The sequence below is a fragment of the Pedobacter sp. BMA genome (genome assembly GCF_001027745.1).
In the GTDB taxonomy this organism is placed as follows: Bacteria; Bacteroidota; Bacteroidia; order Sphingobacteriales; family Sphingobacteriaceae; genus Pedobacter.
Genome location: NZ_LECU01000001.1, coordinates 1 through 23,206, shown reverse-complemented (window position 1 = coordinate 23,206; position 23,206 = coordinate 1). Strand labels below are relative to the sequence as shown.

General features: G+C 41.0%; 22 protein-coding genes. 21 read left to right on the top strand and 1 reads right to left on the bottom strand.

Annotation, left to right across the window (positions count from 1 at the left end):
• Nucleotides 1–26: 26 nt before the first annotated feature.
• Nucleotides 27–461 carry a GPW/gp25 family protein gene (locus tag AB669_RS00105; protein WP_047797271.1) on the bottom strand — a complete coding sequence of 145 codons (435 nt, stop codon included), beginning with the start codon at nt 459–461 and terminating at the stop codon, nt 27–29.
• 188 nt (nt 462–649) lie between these two features.
• Between AB669_RS00105 and AB669_RS00095 the strand changes: the two genes are divergently transcribed.
• From AB669_RS00095 to tssD (AB669_RS21730), 21 genes are all read left to right on the top strand, one after another.
• The gene (locus AB669_RS00095) at nt 650–1,171 is read left to right on the top strand and encodes a type VI secretion system TssO (protein WP_047797269.1); all 522 of its coding nucleotides are present in this window, start codon (nt 650–652) and stop codon (nt 1,169–1,171) included.
• Between the two features lie 9 nt (nt 1,172–1,180).
• Nucleotides 1,181–1,669 (top strand): type VI secretion system transmembrane protein TssO, encoded by a 489-nt coding sequence (locus tag AB669_RS00090; protein ID WP_047797268.1) that lies wholly within the window; start codon nt 1,181–1,183, stop codon nt 1,667–1,669.
• 31 nt (nt 1,670–1,700) lie between these two features.
• A complete protein-coding gene (locus AB669_RS00085) occupies nt 1,701–2,678 on the top strand; it encodes a PKD domain-containing protein (protein ID WP_047797267.1) in 978 nt (325 codons plus the stop codon).
• A gap of 41 nt (nt 2,679–2,719) precedes the next feature.
• Nucleotides 2,720–5,095 (top strand): type VI secretion system protein TssR domain-containing protein, encoded by a 2,376-nt coding sequence (gene tssR, locus AB669_RS00080; RefSeq protein ID WP_047797266.1) that lies wholly within the window; start codon nt 2,720–2,722, stop codon nt 5,093–5,095.
• A gap of 2 nt (nt 5,096–5,097) precedes the next feature.
• Nucleotides 5,098–7,614, top strand: a complete 2,517-nt coding sequence (locus tag AB669_RS00075; protein ID WP_047797265.1) for an ATP-dependent Clp protease ATP-binding subunit — start codon at nt 5,098–5,100, stop codon at nt 7,612–7,614.
• 52 nt (nt 7,615–7,666) lie between these two features.
• A complete protein-coding gene (locus AB669_RS00070; protein ID WP_047797264.1) occupies nt 7,667–8,113 on the top strand; it encodes a hypothetical protein in 447 nt (148 codons plus the stop codon).
• Nucleotides 8,114–8,135: 22 nt separating this feature from the next.
• Nucleotides 8,136–9,524, top strand: a complete 1,389-nt coding sequence (locus AB669_RS00065) for a DUF5458 family protein (RefSeq protein ID WP_047797263.1) — start codon at nt 8,136–8,138, stop codon at nt 9,522–9,524.
• Between the two features lie 127 nt (nt 9,525–9,651).
• Nucleotides 9,652–10,221, top strand: a complete 570-nt coding sequence (locus tag AB669_RS00060) for an NAD(P)H-dependent oxidoreductase (RefSeq protein WP_053058176.1) — start codon at nt 9,652–9,654, stop codon at nt 10,219–10,221.
• 313 nt (nt 10,222–10,534) lie between these two features.
• Nucleotides 10,535–10,930 (top strand): type VI secretion system tube protein TssD, encoded by a 396-nt coding sequence (gene tssD / locus AB669_RS00055; protein WP_025141859.1) that lies wholly within the window; start codon nt 10,535–10,537, stop codon nt 10,928–10,930.
• Nucleotides 10,931–10,982: 52 nt separating this feature from the next.
• On the top strand, nt 10,983–11,378 hold the full coding sequence (gene tssD / locus AB669_RS00050; protein ID WP_047797262.1) for a type VI secretion system tube protein TssD: 396 nt from the start codon (nt 10,983–10,985) through the stop codon (nt 11,376–11,378).
• Between the two features lie 315 nt (nt 11,379–11,693).
• Nucleotides 11,694–13,532 carry a type VI secretion system Vgr family protein gene (locus AB669_RS00045; protein ID WP_053058175.1) on the top strand — a complete coding sequence of 613 codons (1,839 nt, stop codon included), beginning with the start codon at nt 11,694–11,696 and terminating at the stop codon, nt 13,530–13,532.
• The gene (locus tag AB669_RS21995; RefSeq protein WP_156166620.1) at nt 13,533–13,706 is read left to right on the top strand and encodes a hypothetical protein; all 174 of its coding nucleotides are present in this window, start codon (nt 13,533–13,535) and stop codon (nt 13,704–13,706) included. It abuts the gene before it with no gap.
• Nucleotides 13,703–14,740 carry a DUF2931 family protein gene (locus AB669_RS00040; protein ID WP_047797261.1) on the top strand — a complete coding sequence of 346 codons (1,038 nt, stop codon included), beginning with the start codon at nt 13,703–13,705 and terminating at the stop codon, nt 14,738–14,740. The genes AB669_RS21995 and AB669_RS00040 overlap by 4 nt, the downstream gene beginning before the upstream one ends.
• Before the next feature lies 1 nt (nt 14,741).
• Nucleotides 14,742–16,154, top strand: a complete 1,413-nt coding sequence (locus AB669_RS00035) for a DUF2235 domain-containing protein (protein ID WP_047797260.1) — start codon at nt 14,742–14,744, stop codon at nt 16,152–16,154.
• A gap of 9 nt (nt 16,155–16,163) precedes the next feature.
• The gene (locus AB669_RS00030; RefSeq protein WP_047797259.1) at nt 16,164–17,135 is read left to right on the top strand and encodes a hypothetical protein; all 972 of its coding nucleotides are present in this window, start codon (nt 16,164–16,166) and stop codon (nt 17,133–17,135) included.
• A 19-nt stretch (nt 17,136–17,154) separates the two neighbouring features.
• On the top strand, nt 17,155–17,640 hold the full coding sequence (locus tag AB669_RS00025) for a DUF4280 domain-containing protein (protein ID WP_047797258.1): 486 nt from the start codon (nt 17,155–17,157) through the stop codon (nt 17,638–17,640).
• 5 nt (nt 17,641–17,645) lie between these two features.
• On the top strand, nt 17,646–20,294 hold the full coding sequence (locus AB669_RS00020; RefSeq protein ID WP_053058174.1) for a hypothetical protein: 2,649 nt from the start codon (nt 17,646–17,648) through the stop codon (nt 20,292–20,294).
• Entirely contained in the window at nt 20,284–20,904 is a 621-nt protein-coding gene (locus AB669_RS00015; RefSeq protein ID WP_047797257.1) for a hypothetical protein, read from the top strand. Before AB669_RS00020 ends, AB669_RS00015 begins: the two co-directional genes overlap by 11 nt.
• 3 nt (nt 20,905–20,907) lie before the next feature.
• Nucleotides 20,908–21,702 carry a hypothetical protein gene (locus AB669_RS00010; protein WP_047797256.1) on the top strand — a complete coding sequence of 265 codons (795 nt, stop codon included), beginning with the start codon at nt 20,908–20,910 and terminating at the stop codon, nt 21,700–21,702.
• Between the two features lie 10 nt (nt 21,703–21,712).
• Entirely contained in the window at nt 21,713–22,411 is a 699-nt protein-coding gene (locus AB669_RS00005) for a hypothetical protein (RefSeq protein WP_047797255.1), read from the top strand.
• 648 nt (nt 22,412–23,059) lie between these two features.
• Nucleotides 23,060–23,206, top strand: a 147-nt coding sequence (tssD, locus tag AB669_RS21730) for a type VI secretion system tube protein TssD (RefSeq protein ID WP_304413469.1), incomplete at its 3' end; no start/stop codon positions are given.

Genomic DNA, 23,206 nt, shown 5'->3' with positions numbered 1-23,206 from the left:
TGTACAATATTTTGGGCGATAATTTATTAAGTAGAGAGTGGGCTTAAGAAAAGTGCGATGTTGAAAAAATATTTTTCACCTGTAGTCTTTATCATACCGCGAACACTAATATCCACCTTTTTTTTGATCTCAGTAATTTTACGGAGTGGGTATACATTCTCCACTTCGGTGATCCTTACCTCCACCTCGATCTGATAAATGCGTGTTTCGTATTCACTGATGGACTTCTGTAAAGATTTCCGGAATTTTTCTTCCCATATGCTTTCACTTACAATAAGTTCGAAATCGAGATCCCATATCTCACAACCAAAATTATGATTATAGCGGTTTTCTCCATAACGTGTGAAGATAATCAGCTCCAGGTGATTTGAAATAGACTTTCCTAGGTCAGTAGTCTGAAGATCAGCGTCTAGAAAAAGCTTATTAAAACGGAAAGGCTTAGCGTAATAATTTTCGGACATTGAGAATTTGGCTTAGTGTTTGTTAAAAGTAAAATTAATCATTAACAATAAAAAACGTTTTAGTTCCAAACAACAAAAACATGAATTTGTTATAGATCAAAAATTAATCCGAATTTTTGTGGACGGTATAGTGGAGGAAGAAGTCGGATTACTTTTACAACAATGTAATAAATTAATATCCACTCTCTATGAGACCTATTAATGCACTCGAAATCCGAAGCTCTTACTGGCGCTTCATTCTTAGTTTTACTTTTTTAACGGCATTTTCTTTATGCTGTATTTATTTGTTTTTCGCCGCTTCTGATAAAGAATATGTTTTATTGGAGCAGAAGGTAAAAGAGACGGAGCAACTTTCTTCACTCCGGAAAGAAATCAATACCAATTTTGATCTGATCCTGTTACGTTTTAAAGAGCTTTCGAAATACCGGAATTATAATGCAGATGAACTGAGCAAACAGGGTATTTTGCTGGGTGATATCCAGAATGCCAATTACCGGATTAAAGACCTGATTGCTAAAAAACCACATTCCAGTATTAGCTTTGATCTGTACGATAAACTCAACAATAACGTGGGTGCTATGGCAGGTCTTCAGGATTCCTTATCAGATAGCCGCTTCAGCATAGAAAGTTACCGTGATCAGCTCGATCATTGTTTAAAAGCTAACCGTACCGCCGTTACCAGAATTCGCAGTGGCCGCTTTGGCCGTTAATTTACGAACATGATAAAACTTAGTTTAAAAGAGAGAAGAGAACAATTTTTGTTTTTCTGTGCACTTTTTGTGTTTGCCGTTGGACTATTGAGTTTCGGCATTTTTTATACATCCAACTCCCGCTACGAAATATCCAAGCAGGAGCTTGAAGTAAAAATAAGTGAAAATCAGGCTTTTGAGGAAATGGTTAAAGAGACCATGCCAGCAATAGACTCCTCCTACAAGCAGATTATCCGTTTTGATCCGAATGTGCAGGCCGTTTTTCTGAGAAGTGATATTCAAAATCAGCTTAATTCCATCAAGGCGGCCTATGAAAGAAAGGCTGCCGATTCGAGATATAAAACCTTTATTCAGACCTCCCAGCTTTATGATATTCTGTTTTATGATAAGCAGGAGTTAAAGGGCAATTTGCGAGACGTGGAAGGATTGAAAAGGAGTCTGGATGACTGTGTAATATCCCGACGACAACTACAGCAAACGATTTCTACCCAAAAATAAAACATAAACATCAACCTATAAAAACGCTAATATGTCTGACACTAACACCAAACAGGTCAACTCGAATTCGCAGGGCTACGTGATTTTATACATCCTTCTTGCTGTACTACTGCTCAGTGGCCTGATTTTCCTATTTAAGAGTTCTCTATTTGAAAAGAGATCAATCGAAGCTAGAATTTTAAAAGACGAAATTTATTTAAATGAAGATTTAGTATACACCGATAATACGCCAAAGGCTGCCAAATGGCAGTGGGAGTTTGGGAACGGCGAGAAATCGAATACGCAAAATGGTTCCTATCATTACACCAAACCAGGGTCGTACATTGTGCGGCTTACTGTTGACGGCGAGTTAAGAGAACAGTTTCCTGTAAATGTGCGCGACACCATAAGGAGTATTGTGGATAGTGTACTTACGATAAGCGGGCCAACAGCGGGCGTGGTGAACGAGGAGGTAAGGCTGGAAGGGGATGGCGAAGGTAAAAACTTTGAGTGGTCGTTTGGCGAAACAGGAAGGGTTGATGTAAAGGGTAAAACTGCGCTTTACACCTACCGGGCACCTGGGAAGTATGTGGTACGCTTAAGATCAGATAAAAGTGCAAGACCTATTTACCATACGATTCTGATTACCGATCCGAATTCTGAAATCGTTCAGGACCTGGTTGCGCCGGGCGATGGCGAGCGTAAAACCATAGACGACATCCGGGCACGTTTACAGGCTATTGCCAATGGAGCTGATTTCAATTACAATTACTATTACCTAATTAATAAATATATGTGTGGTAATGAAAAAGTAACGGTAAATGTGGAGATGAACGGAAAGAAAAAACAGACTGACATTTACTCGTATTGTATGGGCTTGACTTTCGGGGGAGAGATTGCTGTTGATGAGGCGCAGCTCACCATCAAGCCAAACTCATCTTGTGCCAGTCTGGTGAGCATCAAGCAACACTCTGCTACAGCACAACCCACACCATCAACTAATTCGGCAGACGTTCAGGCCAGAAACTAATCCTAACTCTACATCTCACCTAAAATATCATTGTATTGACTATGAAAAAATATTATGCACTCTCGATACTTCTTTTAGCTGTGTTTACTGCGCAGGCACAATCGCCTGCTGCTTTCGGAAAGAAAGTGAAGTACATGCCTAAATCATATGAAAAACCTTCGCAAACGATTAATGTAAATGAAAGTACCAGCAGCAGCAGTTTGCCCTGGATTGTATTTTCTGATCGGGATGATAACTACACCACGACTGCACCCGGTGGAAGTTTAATTATGAAAAAGCTGAATTTTATGGAGCCTTTTTATGTTTCGAAAGAAGATAATGGCTACCTGAAGCTAATTAAGTACAAAGCAGGGATGATCAGGGGAAGAAAGATTAATGACAAAAAAAGTGCAATTAGCTACGGATGGATCCCTAAATCGAAGTTATTGCTTTGGCAACGTTCTTTTTCGAACCAAAAAAATGGTTATGCTGAGAAAGCAATTGGCATCATCAATGGTAAAACACCGTTGAGTGAGGCTAAGTTTTATTATGATACGACCGATTCGATTCTCGTTTACAATACACCTGAACTGAAAGACCGGAGGACCAAAGTTCGTTTGCATGAAATTGCCTATATCTATAAAAAGAGTGAGGACGGTAAAAAGTATTTGATTGGTTCATCTGATCAGCTTGTTGCCGACAGTGCTTTGAGGAGCATTTATGGATGGGTATCGGCTGAGGCAGTGCACAGCTGGGGAGACCGTTTATATATCACAGCTAACAAACCTGGCAATTACGATGTAGACGATTCAACATCGATAGCAATTAAAAGCGGATTAAGCGGAGCCGGAAAGTTTATGGTTGATCCATTATTGCAGCCTGAGAACCTGATAATGAGGAGTGTTCCGGTTTTATCAGATCAGGATGGCACTTATTCTGTTGGTTTGGCAAATGATGTTTATAATAAAAAGGATAACCGGCTTTTAACGATCAATGGTTCATCGTTAACCTTTCAGGATTACCTTAACTTAAGAAAAAATAAGAACAAGGTTAATGTAGTATTTGTAGTTGACGGGGGGAGTGCGATGACAAAGTATTTTTCGGGCATGACCAATACCATTTCTTCGTTTGAAAATATATTGAATGATTTCGGCCGCGGTACTAAGGTAAGTTATGGAGGTGTGGTTTACAGGGGCAATGGTGGTTGTTCTGTTCCGGGTATTTTTGTAAACAACATCCAGAACGATTACCGTGAACTGATGTCGTTTCTGATTAACCAGGCGAAAAATACAGATAGGTGCAATGGTGAGATCACCGATCAGCCAGTGTTCTCCGCAGTTAAAGCAGGGTTAAATTTATTCAAAAATAAAAAGAACGAAACCAACCTGATTATTCTTGTAGGCAGCACCGGTGACTCGGGCGGCACCAACAATTACCTGATTAATGAGCTGAGCGAACAGGTAGCCGTGGCAGATGCAAGAATATTGGCTTTGCAGGTTTACAGTGATTTTAATCAATCGTTCAACAATTTTGTTATCCAATCGCGTAAGCTGGTTTCAGAATCGGCGATACGGGCAGCCGATTACCGGAAAAGTATTATGGTTAAAGGAGAAGGTTTGAAAACGTTTCAACCCTACAATACGAGTTTGCAGGATTCTATTTCCTATTACCTGGACTACCCTACCAATAGTCTGATTCAGGGCGGGGTCGTTTTCCCGACTAAAGGATCTGTAAACTCCAATCAAAGTATGGGTATCGCTTTAAGGCGATTTGTGAAGCAAACGAATATGGATATTTATACGCAGATAAGCTCACTGGACAGTGCCTTCCGTTTAACCGGTATTGCACGTAAGAACCTATCGGCTGATGTGGAAGGTATGTTGAATCAGCCGGTTGGTGCGGAAGTTGCGGATCATATGCCGCATAATGCGTTTAAATATTTTAGTGCAGGCAATTTTTCGGGCGATGCGGTTAAAAACAACCGTGGTTCGCTGCAGTATGCGATTGTATTAAATGATATGGAATACAAGCAGATTACAGATATTTTCTCGGTCATGCTGGGTGAGAATCTTCAGCAGGATCAGTCTTCTTTCAGGAGCAAGCTGGTGAAGAACTATACACAGCTTCCGAAGCAGCTTCTGGGCATGAAAGTTTCATCTGGTACGGTTAAATCCATGACACTTGCGGCCTACCTTAAGCTGGTAACCGGTTTGCCGGTATCGAATGAGATGTTGAACCAATACACGGTAGGAGATTTAAAAAATACCTCCAAAATGCCTTTGCCACAGTTTGAAGCTTATATCAAATTGTTGAGCCAGTCGGTGCAACAAATAAAGCATGCCACGCAGGTGGAGCAGCAGTTTTTATCGAACGGAAAGACCTATTACTACATTACCGAAAACAATTTTAACCCTTCGGTAACGCCAAATACCAAATAGCTATGGCCATTACAAATTTAAGCGAGTCGGTTAAAACGGCATTACATGTTGCCCAATCGCTGGCAAAGGAGTATCGGAACGAGCGCTTCACTGCAGCGCACCTGCTAAAGGGATTAATGCATAAGGATGTGGGACTAAGATCGTTTTTAAGCTCGATAGACAAGGATGAGGAGTACATCAGCGAATGGGCAGAAGTTCGGATTGATGAACTGGAGAAAACGGCCAATGTAAATGAGCAGGTGAGTGGCAGCCCGGAAATCGCCGTGATTTTTGAAGAGGCCGACAATGTGCGGATCAAACTTGGATTGGATCTGGTTACCCCTGTTTGCGTGTTAACCGCACTGTGTAAAGCTGGTGTGGGTTTTAAGGCCGATCAGTTGAAGTCGTTTCCGATTAAGGAAAGAGAGATTCTGGATTTATATGTTAAAGACGAAGAGATCAGCCGTGCAGTATCGCCTGAAAAGGGGGGAGTGGTAAAGGATTCCAAAAGAACGGGAAATGCCCTTTATAAATTTTGTATTGACCGGTTGCAGCAGGTGAGGGACGGAAAAACAGACGCGATTATTGGACGTGATAAAGAAACGCGGATGATGATGGAGATTTTGTGCCGGAGAACCAAGCCGAATGTGATTTTAACCGGCGACGCGGGTGTAGGAAAAACAGCGTTGGTAGATGGCTTTGCACTTGATTTAGTAGAGGGTAATGTTCCTGAAAGTTTAAAACACGTGCAACTTTTTGAACTTGATTTAGGTTCGCTCATTGCGGGTGCATCTTACAAAGGTGAAATTGAGGACCGTTTAAAAAACATTATCAAAGAGATTAAGCAATTTTCTAAAGCCGTATTATTTATCGATGAGATACATACACTACTCGACAGTAAAGGCCCGGTGGGTGCGGGTATTGGTAATTTGCTGAAGCCGGAACTTGCCAGGGGAGAAATAACGGTTATTGGTGCAACAACGATTGATGAGTACAGGAAGATTATTGAACCTGAGCAGGCTTTTAGCCGGAGGTTTGAAGTTTTACAGGTAAATGAACCCAATGAAGAAAGTACCATCAAAATGCTGGAGAAACTGGCTGTAAAATATGAGGAGCACCATGTGTTGAGTATTGACCGGGATGCCTTATCGGAATGCGTACGGTTGGCTAAACGTTATATGAAAGACCGGAGGCTGCCTGATTCTGCATTCGATTTACTGGACCGGACGATGGCTGCGATGAAGATGATGAATGATACATCGGACCGTGCTATTGAGGGTTTGACTTCGGAACTTGAAACATTGCGGGCCGACGGGAATTTTGATGAGGCTGCAAAGTTTGCCGACTATAAATGGCTTTACAGTTTGCTTCAGAATAAACTTAGTCCGGTTTTATTGGGACGACTGACGGATGAGACCCAAACCGATGCCTTTGAAACTGCCGAAGAATTTGAAGCATACCTGCAACATAGTTTAGATGATTTGAAAATTTATGCGGCCGATAAACGCGACAGGATCACGAAACAGGACATTGCTTCGATTGTGTCGTACAAAACCGGAATTCCGATGGGGAAACTGCAGGCTGGCGAAAAAGAAAAGCTGCTGAATATGGAGCAGTATTTAAAGAAAAGAGTTGTCGGTCAGGATCAGGCTTTAAAAGCTGTTTCTGACGCAATTCTGGAATCGAGGAGTGGTTTAAACAAAAAAGGCCAGCCTATTGGTTCATTTTTTCTGCTGGGACCAACGGGTACCGGTAAAACGGAGCTTGCAAAATCTATTGCTGAGTTTTTGTTTAACGATGAAAAAGCCATGATCCGGTTTGATATGTCGGAATTTAAAGAAGAGCATAGTGCTGCCTTATTATACGGTGCGCCTCCGGGCTATGTTGGCTACGAGGAGGGTGGTTTACTGGTGAATAAAATCCGCCAGCAACCTTACTCTGTTTTGCTTTTCGATGAGATTGAAAAAGCCCACCCTTCGGTATTTGATACCTTTTTACAGATTCTGGATGAAGGCCACATGCATGACCGTTTAGGTAAAGAAGGTGATTTCAGCAATTCACTAATTCTTTTTACTTCGAATATCGGCAGTGAGTGGATTGCAGAGCAGATTGCACAGGGTCACGTACCTGTTTCCAACGAGCTGATGGAGGTGATGGCCGGACATTTCCGCCCAGAATTTCTGGCCCGTATTTCGGAAATTGTGCCATTTGCGCCGATCAATGAAAGTAATGTGGTTCGGATTTTCGAAATCCAACTGCAGAGCCTGATTGAATCGCTGGCTAAACAGGGCATTGCTTTTGAAATTGCTGAAGATGCCAAAAAAATGATTGCACTGGATGGCTTTACGCCTAAATATGGCGCGCGGCAGTTATCGGCAGTGATCAGGAATTTACTGCGCCGGCCGATTTCTAAATACATCATTTCAGGTGAGTTGAAGAAAGGTTCGGTCATTAAAGTGAGCAAGCATCCTGAGGAAGAAAAGCTGGAATGGGAAATAGTTGAGCCAGCGGCTGTTGCATTGGAACAAAATTTGAATTAAAACGTTAAGTACATATAACTTACAAAACCATTAACCTTAAAATCTACATACTATGTTTAATTATGAAATTGGCGGTAATGAGCGCAAGGTGGATACGTCTGAAGCCTTTGCTGAAATTGCCCACAACAAAACGCTTTTTGTACAGAAACTGACCGATAATGAACCTATAAAGCCAGAAAAAGTTGAAGGATTGAAAACCGTGAAGGAAGTATTTGATCATTATAAGCCGAGTGTAAAGGTAGCCTTTGAAAAGCAAGATGGCTCTACTGTGGGTGAGACACTGAATTTTAATGAGTTGGGCGACTTCGGCGTGAAAAATATTATTAATCAAAGCAGTTACTTAAGCGATGTTAACATTGAACGTGAAATGTCGCTTAATGTGATTAAGCAACTCAAATCGAACAAAACATTGAAGGCCACACTGGATGATGAGGAAACAAAAACCGCATTCATTAGTGCCTTAAAGAATTTTGTGGACGAATTGGAGCAAAATAAATAGTTAACGATCTAAAACTTTAGTTATGTCAAATCCTCAGGAATTACAAACCGAACAAAATAACGATCAGGCTGCATATCGGTCAGCTGAGACGAGAACCATAGAAAAAACGCCTTTAAAAGATAACCTGGAACAATTGGCCAGGGTTGGAGGTTTCGATTTACTAGAAGCTACCGTAGACGGTCTTCAGAATTTAAACCCTGAACGTAAGGCCAGGAAGCAGATTTTTTTAACGGGTGATGAAAAGAAAAAAGAGCGGGCAGAATTGCAGAAGAAACTTCAATTGTGGATTGATGTTCTGGAATCGTCGAACTCTGTAGCTGACATGGTTGAAAAGAGCACGGAAAAATTAGCTGCTGCAGAAGAAAATTTAAATAAAAACATTGGTACTGCTCTTGAAACGACAAGAGAACTGGAACAGGCTTACCGTTCTGTGCATTTGTTTTATAAAAATACCGAGTCAGATAAACTGAAAAATGTGGTGTTGCTTAATGCTTCGATGGATCAGATCAAAGATCTGGATAATCCACGTTTCATTGAATATGTTGATGATGAACTGAAACAGAATTACGACCGCCTTGATTTGCGTAAGAATTACTCTTTAGTGGTTGTTCCGGGGTATATGGGATCGAATAAAGTGGTAGAACGCTGGGGTAAAATCGCGCACAACAACAAGGCCATGCTGGTAACTGACTTTGCGGATTTGGATCAGCCGGATGATGTACTTGACTTATTTACGGCTGCTAACCTGACCGGGGGAGATGCCTTCCGTTCGAACGTGATTATGACCTGTAACTGGTTAGTTGGCAGGGGTAAAGTAGCAGAAGTTGGAGAGGAAGATGATTTGACGGTTCCGGGATCGGCGGCACTTGCCGGCAAGATGTATTATACATTAATGTCGCAGGTTACAGCAGGTAAAAAACATGGTGCAATGAACGAAGTTGACGGGGTAAAATTCGATTTGAAAAAAAGCGAGATCTCCCATCTGGAACGCGTTGGTTTAGTGCCTATGGTAAATGAATATGGCAAGGTGATGGCTTTTTCTGCTAAAACTTTGTTTAACGGAGACAATATCGGGCTACAAACTTATTCGGTGGTGAGGGTATTTGACTACATTACGAAAGTTTTATTCGATTTTCTTAACAGACGGGCATTTGAAAACTGGACATCGAAAACCGAACAGGATTTGCGTGGCCAGATTGTTAAGTTTCTTGATGGTATTCAGGGTGCTGACCGATTGATTGAAAGGTTTAAGATTATGCGTTTCGAGCGTGATGAACAACAAAAAGACAGGATTCACCTGGATATTCACATTACGCCATACTTCCCTGCAAAGAGTTTTGTGGTGAAACTAGATGGCCACAAGGGTGAGGATGAAAGTACCACCTGGAATACCGCATACGACCAGCAATAAGCTGGATTTAATCTGACATATAAAGAACCCAGCCCAAAAAGCCGGGTTTTTTATTGGCATATCTATTGGAGTTAACAAATTCTTTATAATTTTGTAACGCATCGGCCAGATCAGATTAATCCAAAAAATGAAGCAAGTACTTATCCTAAACGGGGATATTGAAAAAACCGAGTCTACAAATTTCCTGATTAATGCCTATAAGAAAGGTGCTGAAAGTGCAGGTGCAACAGTAAAAGAACTGGCCATAATAGATCTCATTTTCAATCCTAACAAATTATTCAACAACCGGCAGATTGCTGAGCTGGAACCAGATTTGCAGAAATCGCTTCAAGCCATCAGGCAGAGTCAGCATGTGGTATTGTTTTGCCCGGTGTATGTAGATCATATTCCTGCAAAAATCAAAGGTTTTTTCGATCGTTTGTTTATGCCGGACCAGATTTTCAGCTCACATCAAAACATCAATAATAATTTCAGTGGCCGTTCAGCGCGCATCGTTTCTATCCTGGATGAAGCTACCTTTAAGGAATGGAAAGCGAATAAAAAAACCACTTATTTATCAATTAAGAAACCGGCATTTGAAAAATGCCGAATGAGTCCGGTTTTGACGAATACGATCGGCGCTTTACATTCACTGGATAACCATTATAGTCAGAAATGGCTGGTCAAAATGGAGAAGTTTGGCAGTCAGCTGATTTAATGAAGATTTTTAAATATGGAGGTGTAGAAAAAAGCTACAGGTTGTTGCCTTTTTCTACAGAACTCATCATTTTGCGATTGTATTAGAAAAAATACATTTCTTTTTTACCTATCTCCTAGAGTCTGTATTTCTATCAGGCTTTCTACTGTAGCCCAATTCTGACTTGGTCTTGTCTGTTCAAAGTTGAAAACGTCTACATATAACCATTTAGCGAAAATTCTATCGCGTGTTTTTGGCCTGATCTTTGGTTAATATGGGATAGCGGCGGAGGCTGCAAAAAATCAATTTTATTTAACCTTTAAATTTTAAAACTATGGCTTTCAAAGCTAGATTAAATTTTTCAGGCAAGGAGTACGATGTGCTTCATTGTGCCTATGCGTTAAATCGCGATGTAGATGCTAAGGGAAGACCTTCTTCCGGAGTCTATGGCGGAACCATTGATATTGAGATCGAATCGACAGAGGACACTTCAATTATCGAAGCAATGGTAAACAACCAATACAAACCTATTACGGGAACCCTTCTGATCAAGAAGACAGAGGAAGATGCCAAAATGAAAGAAGTAAACTTCGAGGATGGCTACATTGTTAAATATTCCGAAGGGATAAACATTGTGGGAGATCATCCGATGACGTTGAAATTTCAGATTTCTGCGCGCAAGCTTAAGCTTGGCAATGCAGAGCATCTGAACGACTGGCCTAAAGCTTAATTAGCTTCAAGTCCAAAAATTATTATCTTTCAATTATTAAAAAAAACTTATCATGGCATTTAAAACCCGTTTAAATTTAGGATCAAAAGAATTTGATGTATTACAGTGCAGCTTTTCTTTAAGTAGAGATGTTGACGCCAAAGGCCGTCCGTCGTCTGGTGTTTATGGTGGAACCATTAATATCGAAATCGAGTCAACTGAAGATACTTCGGTAATCGAATCGATGGTGAATAACCAGTATAAGCCATTATCAGGCAATATCATATTCAAAAAAGGAGAAGAAGATGCCAAGATGAAAGAGCTGTCGTTTGAAGACGGTTACATCATCCAATATAATGAGGGCATTGCGGTTAACGACAATACGCCGATGACCTTAAGTTTTGTGGTATCGGCCAGAAAGCTAAAGCTGGGTAACGCCGAGCATGAAAATGACTGGCCAAAAGCATAACCGGTAAATAAAAATATTTTAAGGCGACCGGTTAAACTGGTCGCTTTGTTTTATACAGATTTTTACTCATCATTCTGATTATTATTAATTTTTTAAACGCGCTCCCGGCTGTTTTCATCCGGTCCGGAATTCCGGCAAATTGAAAATATTTAAATGCTCTACCTATGCAAAATCATCTCACCATTCCATTGCTGACACCCATCTGGTTTCCTAACCAGTATCTATATCCCAAATGTGGTTCATTGTACAATGGACTTCTATCTAAAGTTTGCAAGTATTTCATTTGGGGGTTTGTGGTGTAATGGATCGAATACTATGGAAAAGAAACTATTTACAGAAATTAATATAGAAGATAAGGCAATTACTCATTTTGCTTCCTTCACATTACAACAACAATTCAATCATCATCATTATTTTGAACTGCGTTTCAACCATGATCAAATGGGGGCACCCGGACTGATTAATCTGGATGACAGCCGGGATTTTGTAGGGAAAACCCTTACCGCATCTTTCGGCTTTAGTCAGGAAGGTTTACAGCGATTTTCGGGGTTGGTCACTAAAGTAGAATTGTCGCAAACCCATGGCTATCATGGTGTTTTAATCGTGAGCGGATATAGTCCGACTATATTGATTGATCGTGGTGAAGACCTGGGTTCGTACCTGGATAAGGATTTAAATGAAATTGTGAAGTTAGCTACCCGTGATACTCCGGCAAATGATCTAAAGATTGTCACCAATGCTACGCGTAAATCGCATATCGACTACATCATTCAATATAAAGAAAGTGATTTTGAATTTCTGAACAGGCTATCGGGCGAATACCACGAATGGTTTTTTTACGATGGAAAGCAGCTGCATTTCGGTAAGCCTGATGAGCAAAAGGAAGTGGCCTTGTTTTACGGCAGGGATGTACAGAATCTGCAGTATGCGATGGAGGTTGCGCCGATTAAAAATAAGCGTTTTGCCTACAATCCAAAAGCCGATGAGGTGTTACAAAGTGAGAGTAGCGGCAAAACTGACGGGCACCCTGATTTGGCACATGCGGTAAAAGCATCGAATAGCATGTACAGTAAAATGTATAATCAGCCGACAATGATCCGTGTTGATAATAGCGAGGATATAAAAAGCCATGTGGAGAACGAGGAAAAGGCTAATATTTCTGGACTTTTAAAAATCACAGCAAAGGGAGACAATGCGGAGTTGAGTATAGGTAGTATTGCAGAAATTACGATGAGTGTAAGGAAAGAGCTGGCTTTTGTTACGGAAAGTTTGGGTAAATTTCTGATAACGGGTATCCATCATCATGTAGATGGCATAGGTAAATATTACAACACTTTTGAGGGTCTGGTATCGGGCACGGAGCGGATTACGGTAAAAAATTACCGGAAGCCCTATGCAGATATGCAGATTGCGGGGGTAGTGGAGAATCACGATCCGGAGGGACTTGGCCGAATCAAGGTGAAGCTGAAATGGGAATGTTTAACGAACGATACTACGGAGTGGCTGAGGGTTGTTAGTCCGAACGCCGGAACAGGCGAGCGTGGGTCTAACCGTGGATTTTTTGCCATTCCTGAAATCGGTGACCAGGTGATGGTGGCTTTTGAGGAAGGGAATATTGCCCGCCCGATAGTGATGGGAAGTATTTATAACCGCAGTAATGTGGACAGTGCACCGCAGATACAAAATCATTTAAAAAGCCTGACTACCCGGAGCGGACATTTGATTGAGTTCGACGATAATGCCAATACACAAGGAATTAAAATTACCGATATCCATAACAATGTGATTCACATTGATACGAAAGGCAATAACATTACGATCACTGCGCTTGAGAATATGAGTTTGAACTGTAAGAACATGCAGATCAATGTTCAGGAGAATATGGACATACAGGTGGGGCAAAACCAGTCGACAAATGCGGGTAAAGATATTGCCACGACTGCCGGAAATAACTATTCGCTGAGTGCGGTTGGTGATGTTTCGGAAACATCGAACAACCGGACGGAGCTGGTAACCAAGGATTTTAACAGGATATCGGACACTTCGAATGAGATTGCGTCGGAAATCAGCCTGTTTAGTGCTAAAGAAAACATGACCATGCAGAGTGGGAAAATTGTGGAGCTAAACAGTGCGGAAAAATCTAACCTATTCTAAATGGCTATCATCAGACAGGCAAAAAATATTACGATAGCAGTTGCACAGCACTATGAGTTGCGTGTTGGAGTCAAGCTGGAGAAAATCAGTCAGGTAATGAACGTAGAGGCCACATCGGGGAACCTCGCCCTGGCGAGCAACAAAAAAATAGTATCCAGCGGGAATAAATCATGATTTTTAAGCAAAACAGATATGCCTTGCTAGTGCTGGTATTGCTGGCAATTACAAGTTGTAAAGGACAAAAAATGGAAGAAAAATTTGAGTGGACCGGCACTGTTTCGGCACCAGAAGAATATCCTATGGAGGTTTATAAAGGTGCGATCATTGCACAGGATTTTACTTATGGTTTCGATGCGATATGGGGTACACAGAATACGGGGTGGGGAAATGACGGAGGTATTATGTCGGTAACCGAAAAACAAATGGAGGCACCAGACTCGCTGACTTTTACCTGGTTATCACTTACGGAAAAGAAATTTTATACGGGCAAATGGAAGCTTGACAAGAGTCGCATTGCGACCTTATTTGCGCAGGGTTTTATTGATGACCGGACGAAGCAGAAGGAAACTTACAAACTGGTTAAAGTTGGTTTAGCGCCGAAAGGGAAGGTGGTTGTATGGTTGAGTGGTGCGGGTTTTCAGACAGAGGTTGGTGCATTTCAGGCCCATGATACTACCATTACTGCCGAACAGGCCTATGATAATGCCAAATACATGTTCAGGCCGGATTTTATTGCAAAAACGTTGGGGAATGATATGGTGATGAAACCGGAAATCAAAGCGAAAGTAGCCCAATACGGAATGCCTGATATGGATGTTTATGAGCGCTATAGAACGAAATATGAGTGGAAGGTAAATGTCTTAGTTCCTGAAGGGGAGAAAGTTTCTTTAGTTTATTATAACCTGTTGAATGGGGAAGAAGAGAATCTTTTTGGTGATGCGCTTAATGGCTATTCGAAACGTGCATTGCCAAAGTATATATCTGTAAACTGGATGGATAAGGCAGGCCAAAAGAACGGCCTGGAGATTAAGCCGATTGATGAAAAGGAGATTAGCGGCGCTTTTGAGGCTTTGGGTGATGAGTTTCCGATAGATTTGGTGATCAGGTTGAATGAAACCGCAACGGATGCACAGCTTTTATTAAAGAATGCTAAACGCGAGTTAAAATTAAACAGTAATAAGGTTAGGATCAATAAAAATCTGGATTGATATGACTAGTGTTCAACTTGGTGCCTACACCCCTAAAAACAACACTGTTGAGTATCTGGATATTAATCTGGGGATATTTTTTGATGGTACGAAAAACAGTAAAACAAATACTGAAGAGCGCCAGAAAAACAGTGCTGCGTTTAATAAATACGGAAAGGATGATGATGAAAGCAGTTACTGGAACGACTGGTCGAACGTAGCCCGTTTGTGGGATCAGTACGATAAGAGCAAAAGTCTTTATATTGAGGGTATTGGTACAGAAGACCGAAAGGAAGACAGTACCATTGGCTATGCTTTTGGTTCGGGTGATACCGGTATCAGGGGTAAGGTACGTATTGGGTGCGAAAAAATTGTGAATGAAAAGATTGTGAAGATTCTGAAAGCGAATGCAACCAAGAAACTCCGCAGTATTACTTTGGACGTTTTTGGTTTTAGCAGGGGTGCAGCTGCAGCCCGCAATTTTGTGTACGAAATAGGGAAATCTGAATACAGAGCCAGTATTGTTGTTGAACCGAGATCTGGGACGATATCGAAATTCGATTCGGATGGAAAACCAACGGGTCTGGATGTTTTACCAGCTTGCGGTCATCTGGGATTGACGCTGAGCCAGGCGGGATATAAAATTACTGCTAACCAGATCAAAGTGCGGTTTCTGGGGGTTTTTGATACGGTATCATCTTATTCAAAATATATCAGTCCGACTCCAAATTTCAACGATGTTGAGGAACTGCATTTAAATGCGATTGGAAGGGCTCAGGCTGTTGTACATTTTATCGCTGAAGACGAGCACAGGCAGAATTTCTCTCTTACGCGGGTAAACACAGGTAAGGAGAAATCCTTTCCCGGTGTGCACAGCGATGTTGGCGGAAGTTACGATACTGGTAAGGAAGTAAAGGAAGAGCTGGAAACTTCCTGGACCAGTAAGTTTAATCTTGATCCCTTTAAGAAAAACTTAATAGACCAGGCCTGGTATAAAGAGAGTGAACTGGAAATTACCGGAGGTTTTGCGTATTGGGCACTAAAAGGCACCCGTTTTATCAAAAAAGAATATAGTTATATCCCGCTACATTTTATGGGGGAGTATGGGAAAAATAACAGCGCCCCAATTAATCTGCAGGCACTAACAGACAGTAAATATATTATTTCTGATGATCCGTTGCTGGTTAGGGTTAAGGGCTATTTAAAAGACTATGTGATGGGGAATGGAGCGCCTTATCGTTTTAAATCTTTGGCTCAGCTGGATCAAAAATATGCCGGTGCCAGGATACCGGAAAAAAACCTGGCCGAATATCAACAGGAGCGGAAGAAGCAGGAAGACTTACGCGTGCTGAGAAATAAATATTTGCACTGGTCGGCCAGGCGCGAGGGGATAGGCATGGACCCAAATTCGGACGGCAAACGTGTGATTTACTAAATTGAGGAGATGGATAAGACGATTGATCAATTGAATACTTCAGCTAAACTAAGGGTTTCATTAATTGATGGGAACGCGATAAATTTCTCACCGAAGCCCCGTTCCCGAAAGCGTTATGGGGTTACGGTCAGATATTATGAATCGGGTAGTGAGGCGGTATCTAAGCGGATTGATTATCAGATTGAGTTGAGTGTAGAACAGTTTAAGAACGAGCACAAAACCTGGCAATTGTGTTTTGATAAAGTGGAATTATACATTGACAGGCATGAGCCTGACCTGGTAAGTGAGCAGCTGGCCAGCCTTGCAATGGGGGCTATTTTTCCGGTGAAGGTTGATGTGAATAGAGACAATGAGATTTTCAGGGGGATTGTAAACCATCCGGATATTTTAAGCCGGTGGATGAAGACTAAGGAAAGAATCAGCGATAAATTTGAGGGTGACATTACGGAATTGTATTTGAAGAAGATGGACCAAAAGCTGGCTGACCGTGTGGAGCTGGAATATGCGCTTCGGTTAGACATGTTCTGGAGTGTGTTTTTTCATCCACAATATTTTAAATACGGATCGGGCCTGGATCGGGAGATGAGATTTAGTTTTCCTGCTGTTGCTTACCGGAATCTAGTGTTTGAAGGCCGGCAATGGATCGATCCAGTATATACCGATTATGGAACCTACCATGTGGGTTTCCGTTCGACGGAAATGCTGACTGAGGATTTACGTTTTCAAATGCATTCGAAGGCGGCTAATGAAATGCGTTTAGAGGCCCAGTGGGATTTAGACCAGGCTGGTGGCTTGCTTAAGCATGCCACGGTAAACTGGAGCCTGCTTAACGGCAGGGAAAGCGAGAAGCGGATTTTTTTCTCTGCTTATGAGATAGAAGCCAGGCAAGAACCCGTGAATGGGCAGCTTTTGCAGGAGAAAGACGAGGAGATGTTTGGGGAGGTAAAGAAAAAAGGTTTTTGGGCAAGATTAATGAGTTGATAATTAAGCTAGAAAAGGTATGTCGCAAAAAGAAATAGTTGTTCAGGGGGCCACCTGCCAGTGTAAATATGGTACGGCGCCGGACAAATTGAAGGTGCTCACCCAGGAGAAGCATTATGTAAACGATATGGATGGCGGGCAGAAATTGATTGCCTCTCACGTTGATATCGGGATGACCTTTGAGAAAAATACTTTTGGGCAGTGTAAGCTGCAGCCAAATGGGGGCGGTTATAATCCTTGTGTTCCGGCGCTCACGGAATGGAAGGAGCAGTATAAGGATATGGTGCTGATTAACAGCGGGCAGGTTTTGGTTGAAGACAGCAAAGGGGTATGTTCGATCAGCGGATCGCCATGTATATCGATCACGAAAACAGGGCAAAAGGGGCAGCCCTCACAACAAAATGTAGATAATGCGGATGAGGATCAGCAGTCGCAAATCAATCCTTTGGTTAACATGAAGGAGCTGAATAAACAATCGTTTTACGAATTTTTAAATGCCGAATAAGCAACATGGCGAGAGGAATAAAAAAGTGTTATTGGAAAACGACAAACGGAACGATCTACACTGTAGCTGAGGGTGGGGAATATCAGTTGAATGCCGACGAGCTTAATGAATTTTATGTTGATGAAAGCTGTATCGATGATAGTAGTAAAAATAAAAAAGCTACTGTTGATGGTGCAAGATGGGCATTTATATACAATGGTTTTTTTCCTGCGGTGCAGAAAAGTAATGATAACTCACTTTGGGGTAATCTGACAGGGGGTACTGCGCCTGTGAATAAGTGGGGGTTGGGTACGAAATACAAAACCGGCAGCAGCATCAGGTTTGCACCGGCCGGAGATCATTTTTATTTCGGTTTTAAGCAAAGAGTCGAAGTCTTCAGTTTTGAGCCTGGCTCAGGTTTTTATTTCTACATTGTACCTGTTACCAAATCCAATATTTTATATGCTTACTTTACTGAAAGTGAACGGATACGACGATATGGAGAGACCATACCTTACCAGATTGCCTTTCACGGTTATAATTTAGAGAAGGGTAAAGACTATAGCGTAAAGATGTATCTTTTAGAGAAGCCGACAGGGGCTGTTTTACATGAAACGAAAGATTTTGAAGCGCATAATGTATGGGAAAAAATCAAAGTTTTTGATATTCCCCGAACTGGCGGGGGTGATGACTTTAATGTACGGATGAGCGGGAGTTTTCCAATTGACATTGCCTGGAAAAAGGGAGAGAACCGGGAGAAAGAATTTAGTCTTGTTGTAGAAGTTTACCGGAAAGATAAAAACGGACAAACACTTGTTAAGACGAAGAACTTTGCGGCGGAGCCTACTATGGATCTGGTGCAGTATGATCCTACATTACTTCAGTTGAGGGATCTTGATAACAAGCCATCGGAATCGAGCAGGTTTCTCGTTTCTTCGGAGTTAATGGATCAATATTTAAAGCGCATGGAGGCCCAAAAAGCTAATCAGCTTCAGTTTATCGGTGATATCAGGTACACCCATAAAGAATTTGATCCTTGTGGGTATTCGACGATTACGGTAAAGAGTGACGATACCGAATTGATTATATTTGATGAGGACGCCGCAGATAAGGTTATTGACCGGACTGCACAAACCTTCGATATTATTGCGGGGGATGCCAGGAAAGAAATTAGTATTAAAGTTGGTAAGCTTACTACAAAAGGAGTGTTATGTAATGGTTTACTGTTGGAGGCCGGACAAAAACATGCGGATCAAAAGAATCTATTTCAAGTGGATAAAGTTCAACCCGCATTGAGGTTAAACGGTGGGGTGTACATTACACAACCTGATATTAGTCAGAAAGATGATCAGGATGTTCAGCCGGATACTGCAAAGGGTTTATCCAATGATGTGAGTGAAACCCAGGATTGGCAGCTAAACCGCGATTATAAATTTACCGGGGATGATGAAGCGATTTTGATGTTGCGGTATGTTTATAATAAAACAGTACTGGAAAACCTGCAGAGTAAGGTTTCAACTCAAAATAACAGTGCTATAAATTCACTTTGGGTATTCAATTACTTTATTTTGAACGAACAGGTCTCACAAAGTTATTTTCTTCCTGTGAGTACCTGTCGTTATCCTAACCAACTGGTTAAGGTGAGGTTGTTCCCAGATGTTGAATGGGAAATTGCTTTTATGGTTACAGTTGGAAGAGGTTATAGTGGCAAGATCAGATATGAAAGGGAACGGATGGAGGGGCATCACCGGGGATACGACTTTAAATACCTGAAAGATGATTTGCACGTTGAAGCGACTCAAACTTCAAATCTGGGGTGGTCATTGAAGGGGAAATGTGTAGAAAATGGCAATGAACACACCCTGGGGCTTGAAAACGTAAAAAAAACTATCGATACTGCTGTATATGCATTTGATATGGTGCATGAAGGATTGCAGGTATTAAATCCACAGGGAGGTGTTGGACAGAGCGCTGCGGTGAGCAAAAGGGTAATTGAAATTGATTTTGCTATAGATCCGCCGAATCTTGGTTTTGCTTTAGGCTGGAAATTTGGTGCAGCCAGTACCAAAAGTATTGTACCAATCTATACTGGCGGATTGAGGGCAGACCCGCTAATCGGGTTAACTATTTCGGTTGACCTTGTACCGTTGATCGGAAAGATCCCATATGTAGGTGCCATTGTGCGTGCAATTATCAGTGTTATTGAGTATTTGTCGGATTCGGACATTTACATCACATTCGAAGTTGCGCAAGCTGTGAAGGTAAATTTAAGTTTATCTTATAATAAAATTGACGGTTTCAGGAATAAGGGACAGCAAAAGGTTGAGTATGAAGTAGCGATCACTATAAAGGCAGGCTGTAAGAGTAACGATGTGATTATGATTCCGACTGTAACCAGGGGAGGGGTTACAGAAACTACTGAAATGGAAAAATGGAAAGTAGAGGGAGCTGCCAGCACCACCTTTACTTTTACTGAGGAAGTAGGGTATAACCTGAATACTGGTAAACAATACAAAGAATCGTCAGTGGTGTGGAATCCAGCAAGCATTACCATAACCTGTTATGAACTTTTGCTATCAAAAGTTACCTATAACCCAAGTTATTCTAACAAGATGAAACTATTTGACGATAAAACGCTTTATAAATCTGGTAAAATCGAATTAAATGAAAAATAGTATATTAATCACTTTTATTGCATTGTTTTGCCTGTCGGGCTGCGATGCTCAAATCAAAAAAAATCCAAAATACCTGGGTTCGAAATTTGGAAACTTTAATTTGGATGCTGTAACGTTTGCTGAGAATTTAGACACATTATTTTCAAAGTCGACAGGCTCTTTTAAACGGAGTGAGAAAGGCAACTCGTCAGCTGGTGGTATTGTCGGTTACCAATATTTTTTAAACAGTAAAAACAATCAGGGTTTAAAAGTTTATTTCATTGATGAGCAGTTTAACGATGTTAAGAGCCAGTTTATTTTGGATCAGACCGGGAAATTTGCTGCGGTAAAGCTGAGCCAGGTTAGTGCGAAACCTATAGATATTTTATCGAAGATTAACCAGAAATATGGAAAATATGAAGTAAAACTTAAGATCAAAAATGCGCTTCATAATTACCAGTGGGATACACCGAAAAAATACATTTCTCTAGCCTATTCAGATAAGATGGAAGGTGAGGGCTATCTCTATTATCTGTTGATTACTGAAAAGAAAAGGGCTGATAGTAAGTTTGATATATCCCATTTTTCGAATCCTATCCAGTTGTGTTTAGATAAATCCTGTAAAGAGTAAATTATGTATCATAGTTATCAGCATCCTTTATACGAAATTGAAGTCAGGTCGAGAAATTGCCGTGTGGAACTCACTGTTAATGATATGCCCTGCTTTAAGAGTGATGAGCAGGGAGGGGTGGCGGTGGACTGGCCTGTAAATCCAAATATTCTTTCGTCAGGAAGGCAATCATTCACAATTACAAGCAAACCCTACCAGGGCGATGATTACATTTATAAGAGTGCCAATTTATCATTGAAGGTTTATGTTCGTGATGCATTTGCAAATGATAAGCCCAGAACATTGGTGGTAGAAATGCCGGAGGTTGATTTTTCCACTAAATCTCCGAGTCAGACTTACGTTTATGCCGGTAATTTCGATGCTTCAGTTCCATATCATCAATTGGGTTGGCAATCGTCGGTGCCATTGATAGAAGAAGACAAAGAGAGAATAATCAAGGAGGTTGGATTAATATATGATGAGCTGCTGGACATATTTAGAAACAGGGACTTAAGCCGTTACCTTGCATTATGCCATGAACGGCAGGAAGAAGTATTTAATTCATTCTACTTTAAGGGGCCATTGGATGAGAAAAGGCAGAGCCGGCTTATTCCAACTTTACCCGGCCTATTGATGAAGACACCCTATCACGATTATCACTTATCTTTCCACGCATCAGGAAAGGTAGTAGGATTATCCTTGCCATCGAAGCCATGCGGCTTTTTGTTCTATTCTTCAGAAGATCAAAAAAATGCGGTTTTGGAGATGGCTCTTTTTCACAGAAAAAGTCCGGGAGCAAAGCTCACATTAATCAGGTAATCATCGAGGAATGAGAATTAAAAATATTTTACAGGTTGTATTTTATTATTCTTTAGCATTCCGGGGATACATAATCATTTCCCTTATATCTTCTTTTTTTCTAAAGTCATCGAGTGCGTATGCAATTGCCTCTACAAATGACGGTTTTCAGTTGACGATATTTCAAATTGAATACTATTTTCTGGTCGCTGTTTTGTTCGCCTTCAGGCCATCCCGTTTTCAAGGCGTGATTATGAGGAGTTATGTGGCAGAGCAATCGAAAGAATTCGATAAAAAAACATTTTTCCGGATCGTATACATCGGCGTCTTGCTTGCTGTTTTCGGTATTCCATACTTGCTGTTCAAAAATGCTATTCATGATATACTGGCTGACGTTATGAATACAAACCAGTATATTTTAGATCATACTTATTTATTGCTCATATCACTTTTGTTCCTGCTACTTAATTTTTTAGATCTTTATTACAGTATGAATGAAGCAGCGGCACATGCTAAGAACAATTTGTTCAAGGGTTTATATACTATGGCATTGATTATTCCGATTGGTTTAATTATTTATTTGATCTCTATGGCTCTTGGTTTGAAACCTGATATGTTGGTGGTTCTTTGTCTGTCATTTAATCTTGCTTTTTTTTACCTTAGTTTACAAGTTTTCTGGGGGTGCAGAAAGGCTACATATCAAGTTAAAAATCATTTATCTGTTCACTAATAGGGAGATCACATATGGTATACTTCTTTATGCGAATTACCCTGTAATAAAGCAATTTTGGAAAGAACAGACAGAGGATACCTGGAGGACGAAATTGAAATCAAAACATCGCCGAGATTTCTTTCGCAAGGCAATAAGGCAAGCCTTAAAGTTTTTGACGCACATAGTAGCACGGGCTGTATGGTTGTGTTTGTGCTGGTGATTTCAGCTCTATTTTATTTATCGCGGCAAAGTTGCCAAGGTTTATATTGGGGGCTATGATAAATCGGTGGAAGAGATTGTTCACTATGTTGCACTATTCAGGCGGTAGCTATCTTTATTATTGTTAAAATCGTGTGGTATTATGATTGGTGTGGATAAAAAATACACACCCTGTAGCGAAATGCTACAACGTTTCTAATCTGCTATTTAGAATTCACATTTGTGGAATACTTTTTTGAATTCAATTAATCCTCCTCCAGACCACCATAAACATAATGTGAGAAGCATTTGATGGCGGTTTTTCGTTTATTAAACTAATCATTGGCTTTACTAGTCGCTCATAATGAGTGTGATATGTCGGTGTTTGGCCTGATCTTTGGACGTGTTTTGATGCCGGCGGATGCTGTGCTAAATCAATTTTTATTTTAACCTTTAAATTTTAAAACTATGGCTTTCAAAGCTAGATTAAATTTTTCAGGCAAGGAGTACGATGTGCTTCATTGTGCCTATGCGTTAAATCGCGATGTAGATGCTAAGGGAAGACCTTCTTCCGGAGTCTATGGCGGAACCATTGATATTGAGATCGAATCGACA

What these genes read in the sequence shown, in the direction of transcription:
- AB669_RS00105 (WP_047797271.1), bottom strand. Translation starts at nt 461, where the DNA reads ATGTCCGAAAATTATTACGCTAAGCCTTTCCGTTTTAATAAGCTTTTT.
- AB669_RS00095 (WP_047797269.1), top strand. Translation starts at nt 650, where the DNA reads ATGAGACCTATTAATGCACTCGAAATCCGAAGCTCTTACTGGCGCTTC.
- AB669_RS00090 (WP_047797268.1), top strand. Translation starts at nt 1,181, where the DNA reads ATGATAAAACTTAGTTTAAAAGAGAGAAGAGAACAATTTTTGTTTTTC.
- AB669_RS00085 (WP_047797267.1), top strand. Translation starts at nt 1,701, where the DNA reads ATGTCTGACACTAACACCAAACAGGTCAACTCGAATTCGCAGGGCTAC.
- tssR (WP_047797266.1), top strand. Translation starts at nt 2,720, where the DNA reads ATGAAAAAATATTATGCACTCTCGATACTTCTTTTAGCTGTGTTTACT.
- AB669_RS00075 (WP_047797265.1), top strand. Translation starts at nt 5,098, where the DNA reads ATGGCCATTACAAATTTAAGCGAGTCGGTTAAAACGGCATTACATGTT.
- AB669_RS00070 (WP_047797264.1), top strand. Translation starts at nt 7,667, where the DNA reads ATGTTTAATTATGAAATTGGCGGTAATGAGCGCAAGGTGGATACGTCT.
- AB669_RS00065 (WP_047797263.1), top strand. Translation starts at nt 8,136, where the DNA reads ATGTCAAATCCTCAGGAATTACAAACCGAACAAAATAACGATCAGGCT.
- AB669_RS00060 (WP_053058176.1), top strand. Translation starts at nt 9,652, where the DNA reads ATGAAGCAAGTACTTATCCTAAACGGGGATATTGAAAAAACCGAGTCT.
- tssD (WP_025141859.1), top strand. Translation starts at nt 10,535, where the DNA reads ATGGCTTTCAAAGCTAGATTAAATTTTTCAGGCAAGGAGTACGATGTG.
- tssD (WP_047797262.1), top strand. Translation starts at nt 10,983, where the DNA reads ATGGCATTTAAAACCCGTTTAAATTTAGGATCAAAAGAATTTGATGTA.
- AB669_RS00045 (WP_053058175.1), top strand. Translation starts at nt 11,694, where the DNA reads ATGGAAAAGAAACTATTTACAGAAATTAATATAGAAGATAAGGCAATT.
- AB669_RS21995 (WP_156166620.1), top strand. Translation starts at nt 13,533, where the DNA reads ATGGCTATCATCAGACAGGCAAAAAATATTACGATAGCAGTTGCACAG.
- AB669_RS00040 (WP_047797261.1), top strand. Translation starts at nt 13,703, where the DNA reads ATGATTTTTAAGCAAAACAGATATGCCTTGCTAGTGCTGGTATTGCTG.
- AB669_RS00035 (WP_047797260.1), top strand. Translation starts at nt 14,742, where the DNA reads ATGACTAGTGTTCAACTTGGTGCCTACACCCCTAAAAACAACACTGTT.
- AB669_RS00030 (WP_047797259.1), top strand. Translation starts at nt 16,164, where the DNA reads ATGGATAAGACGATTGATCAATTGAATACTTCAGCTAAACTAAGGGTT.
- AB669_RS00025 (WP_047797258.1), top strand. Translation starts at nt 17,155, where the DNA reads ATGTCGCAAAAAGAAATAGTTGTTCAGGGGGCCACCTGCCAGTGTAAA.
- AB669_RS00020 (WP_053058174.1), top strand. Translation starts at nt 17,646, where the DNA reads ATGGCGAGAGGAATAAAAAAGTGTTATTGGAAAACGACAAACGGAACG.
- AB669_RS00015 (WP_047797257.1), top strand. Translation starts at nt 20,284, where the DNA reads ATGAAAAATAGTATATTAATCACTTTTATTGCATTGTTTTGCCTGTCG.
- AB669_RS00010 (WP_047797256.1), top strand. Translation starts at nt 20,908, where the DNA reads ATGTATCATAGTTATCAGCATCCTTTATACGAAATTGAAGTCAGGTCG.
- AB669_RS00005 (WP_047797255.1), top strand. Translation starts at nt 21,713, where the DNA reads ATGAGAATTAAAAATATTTTACAGGTTGTATTTTATTATTCTTTAGCA.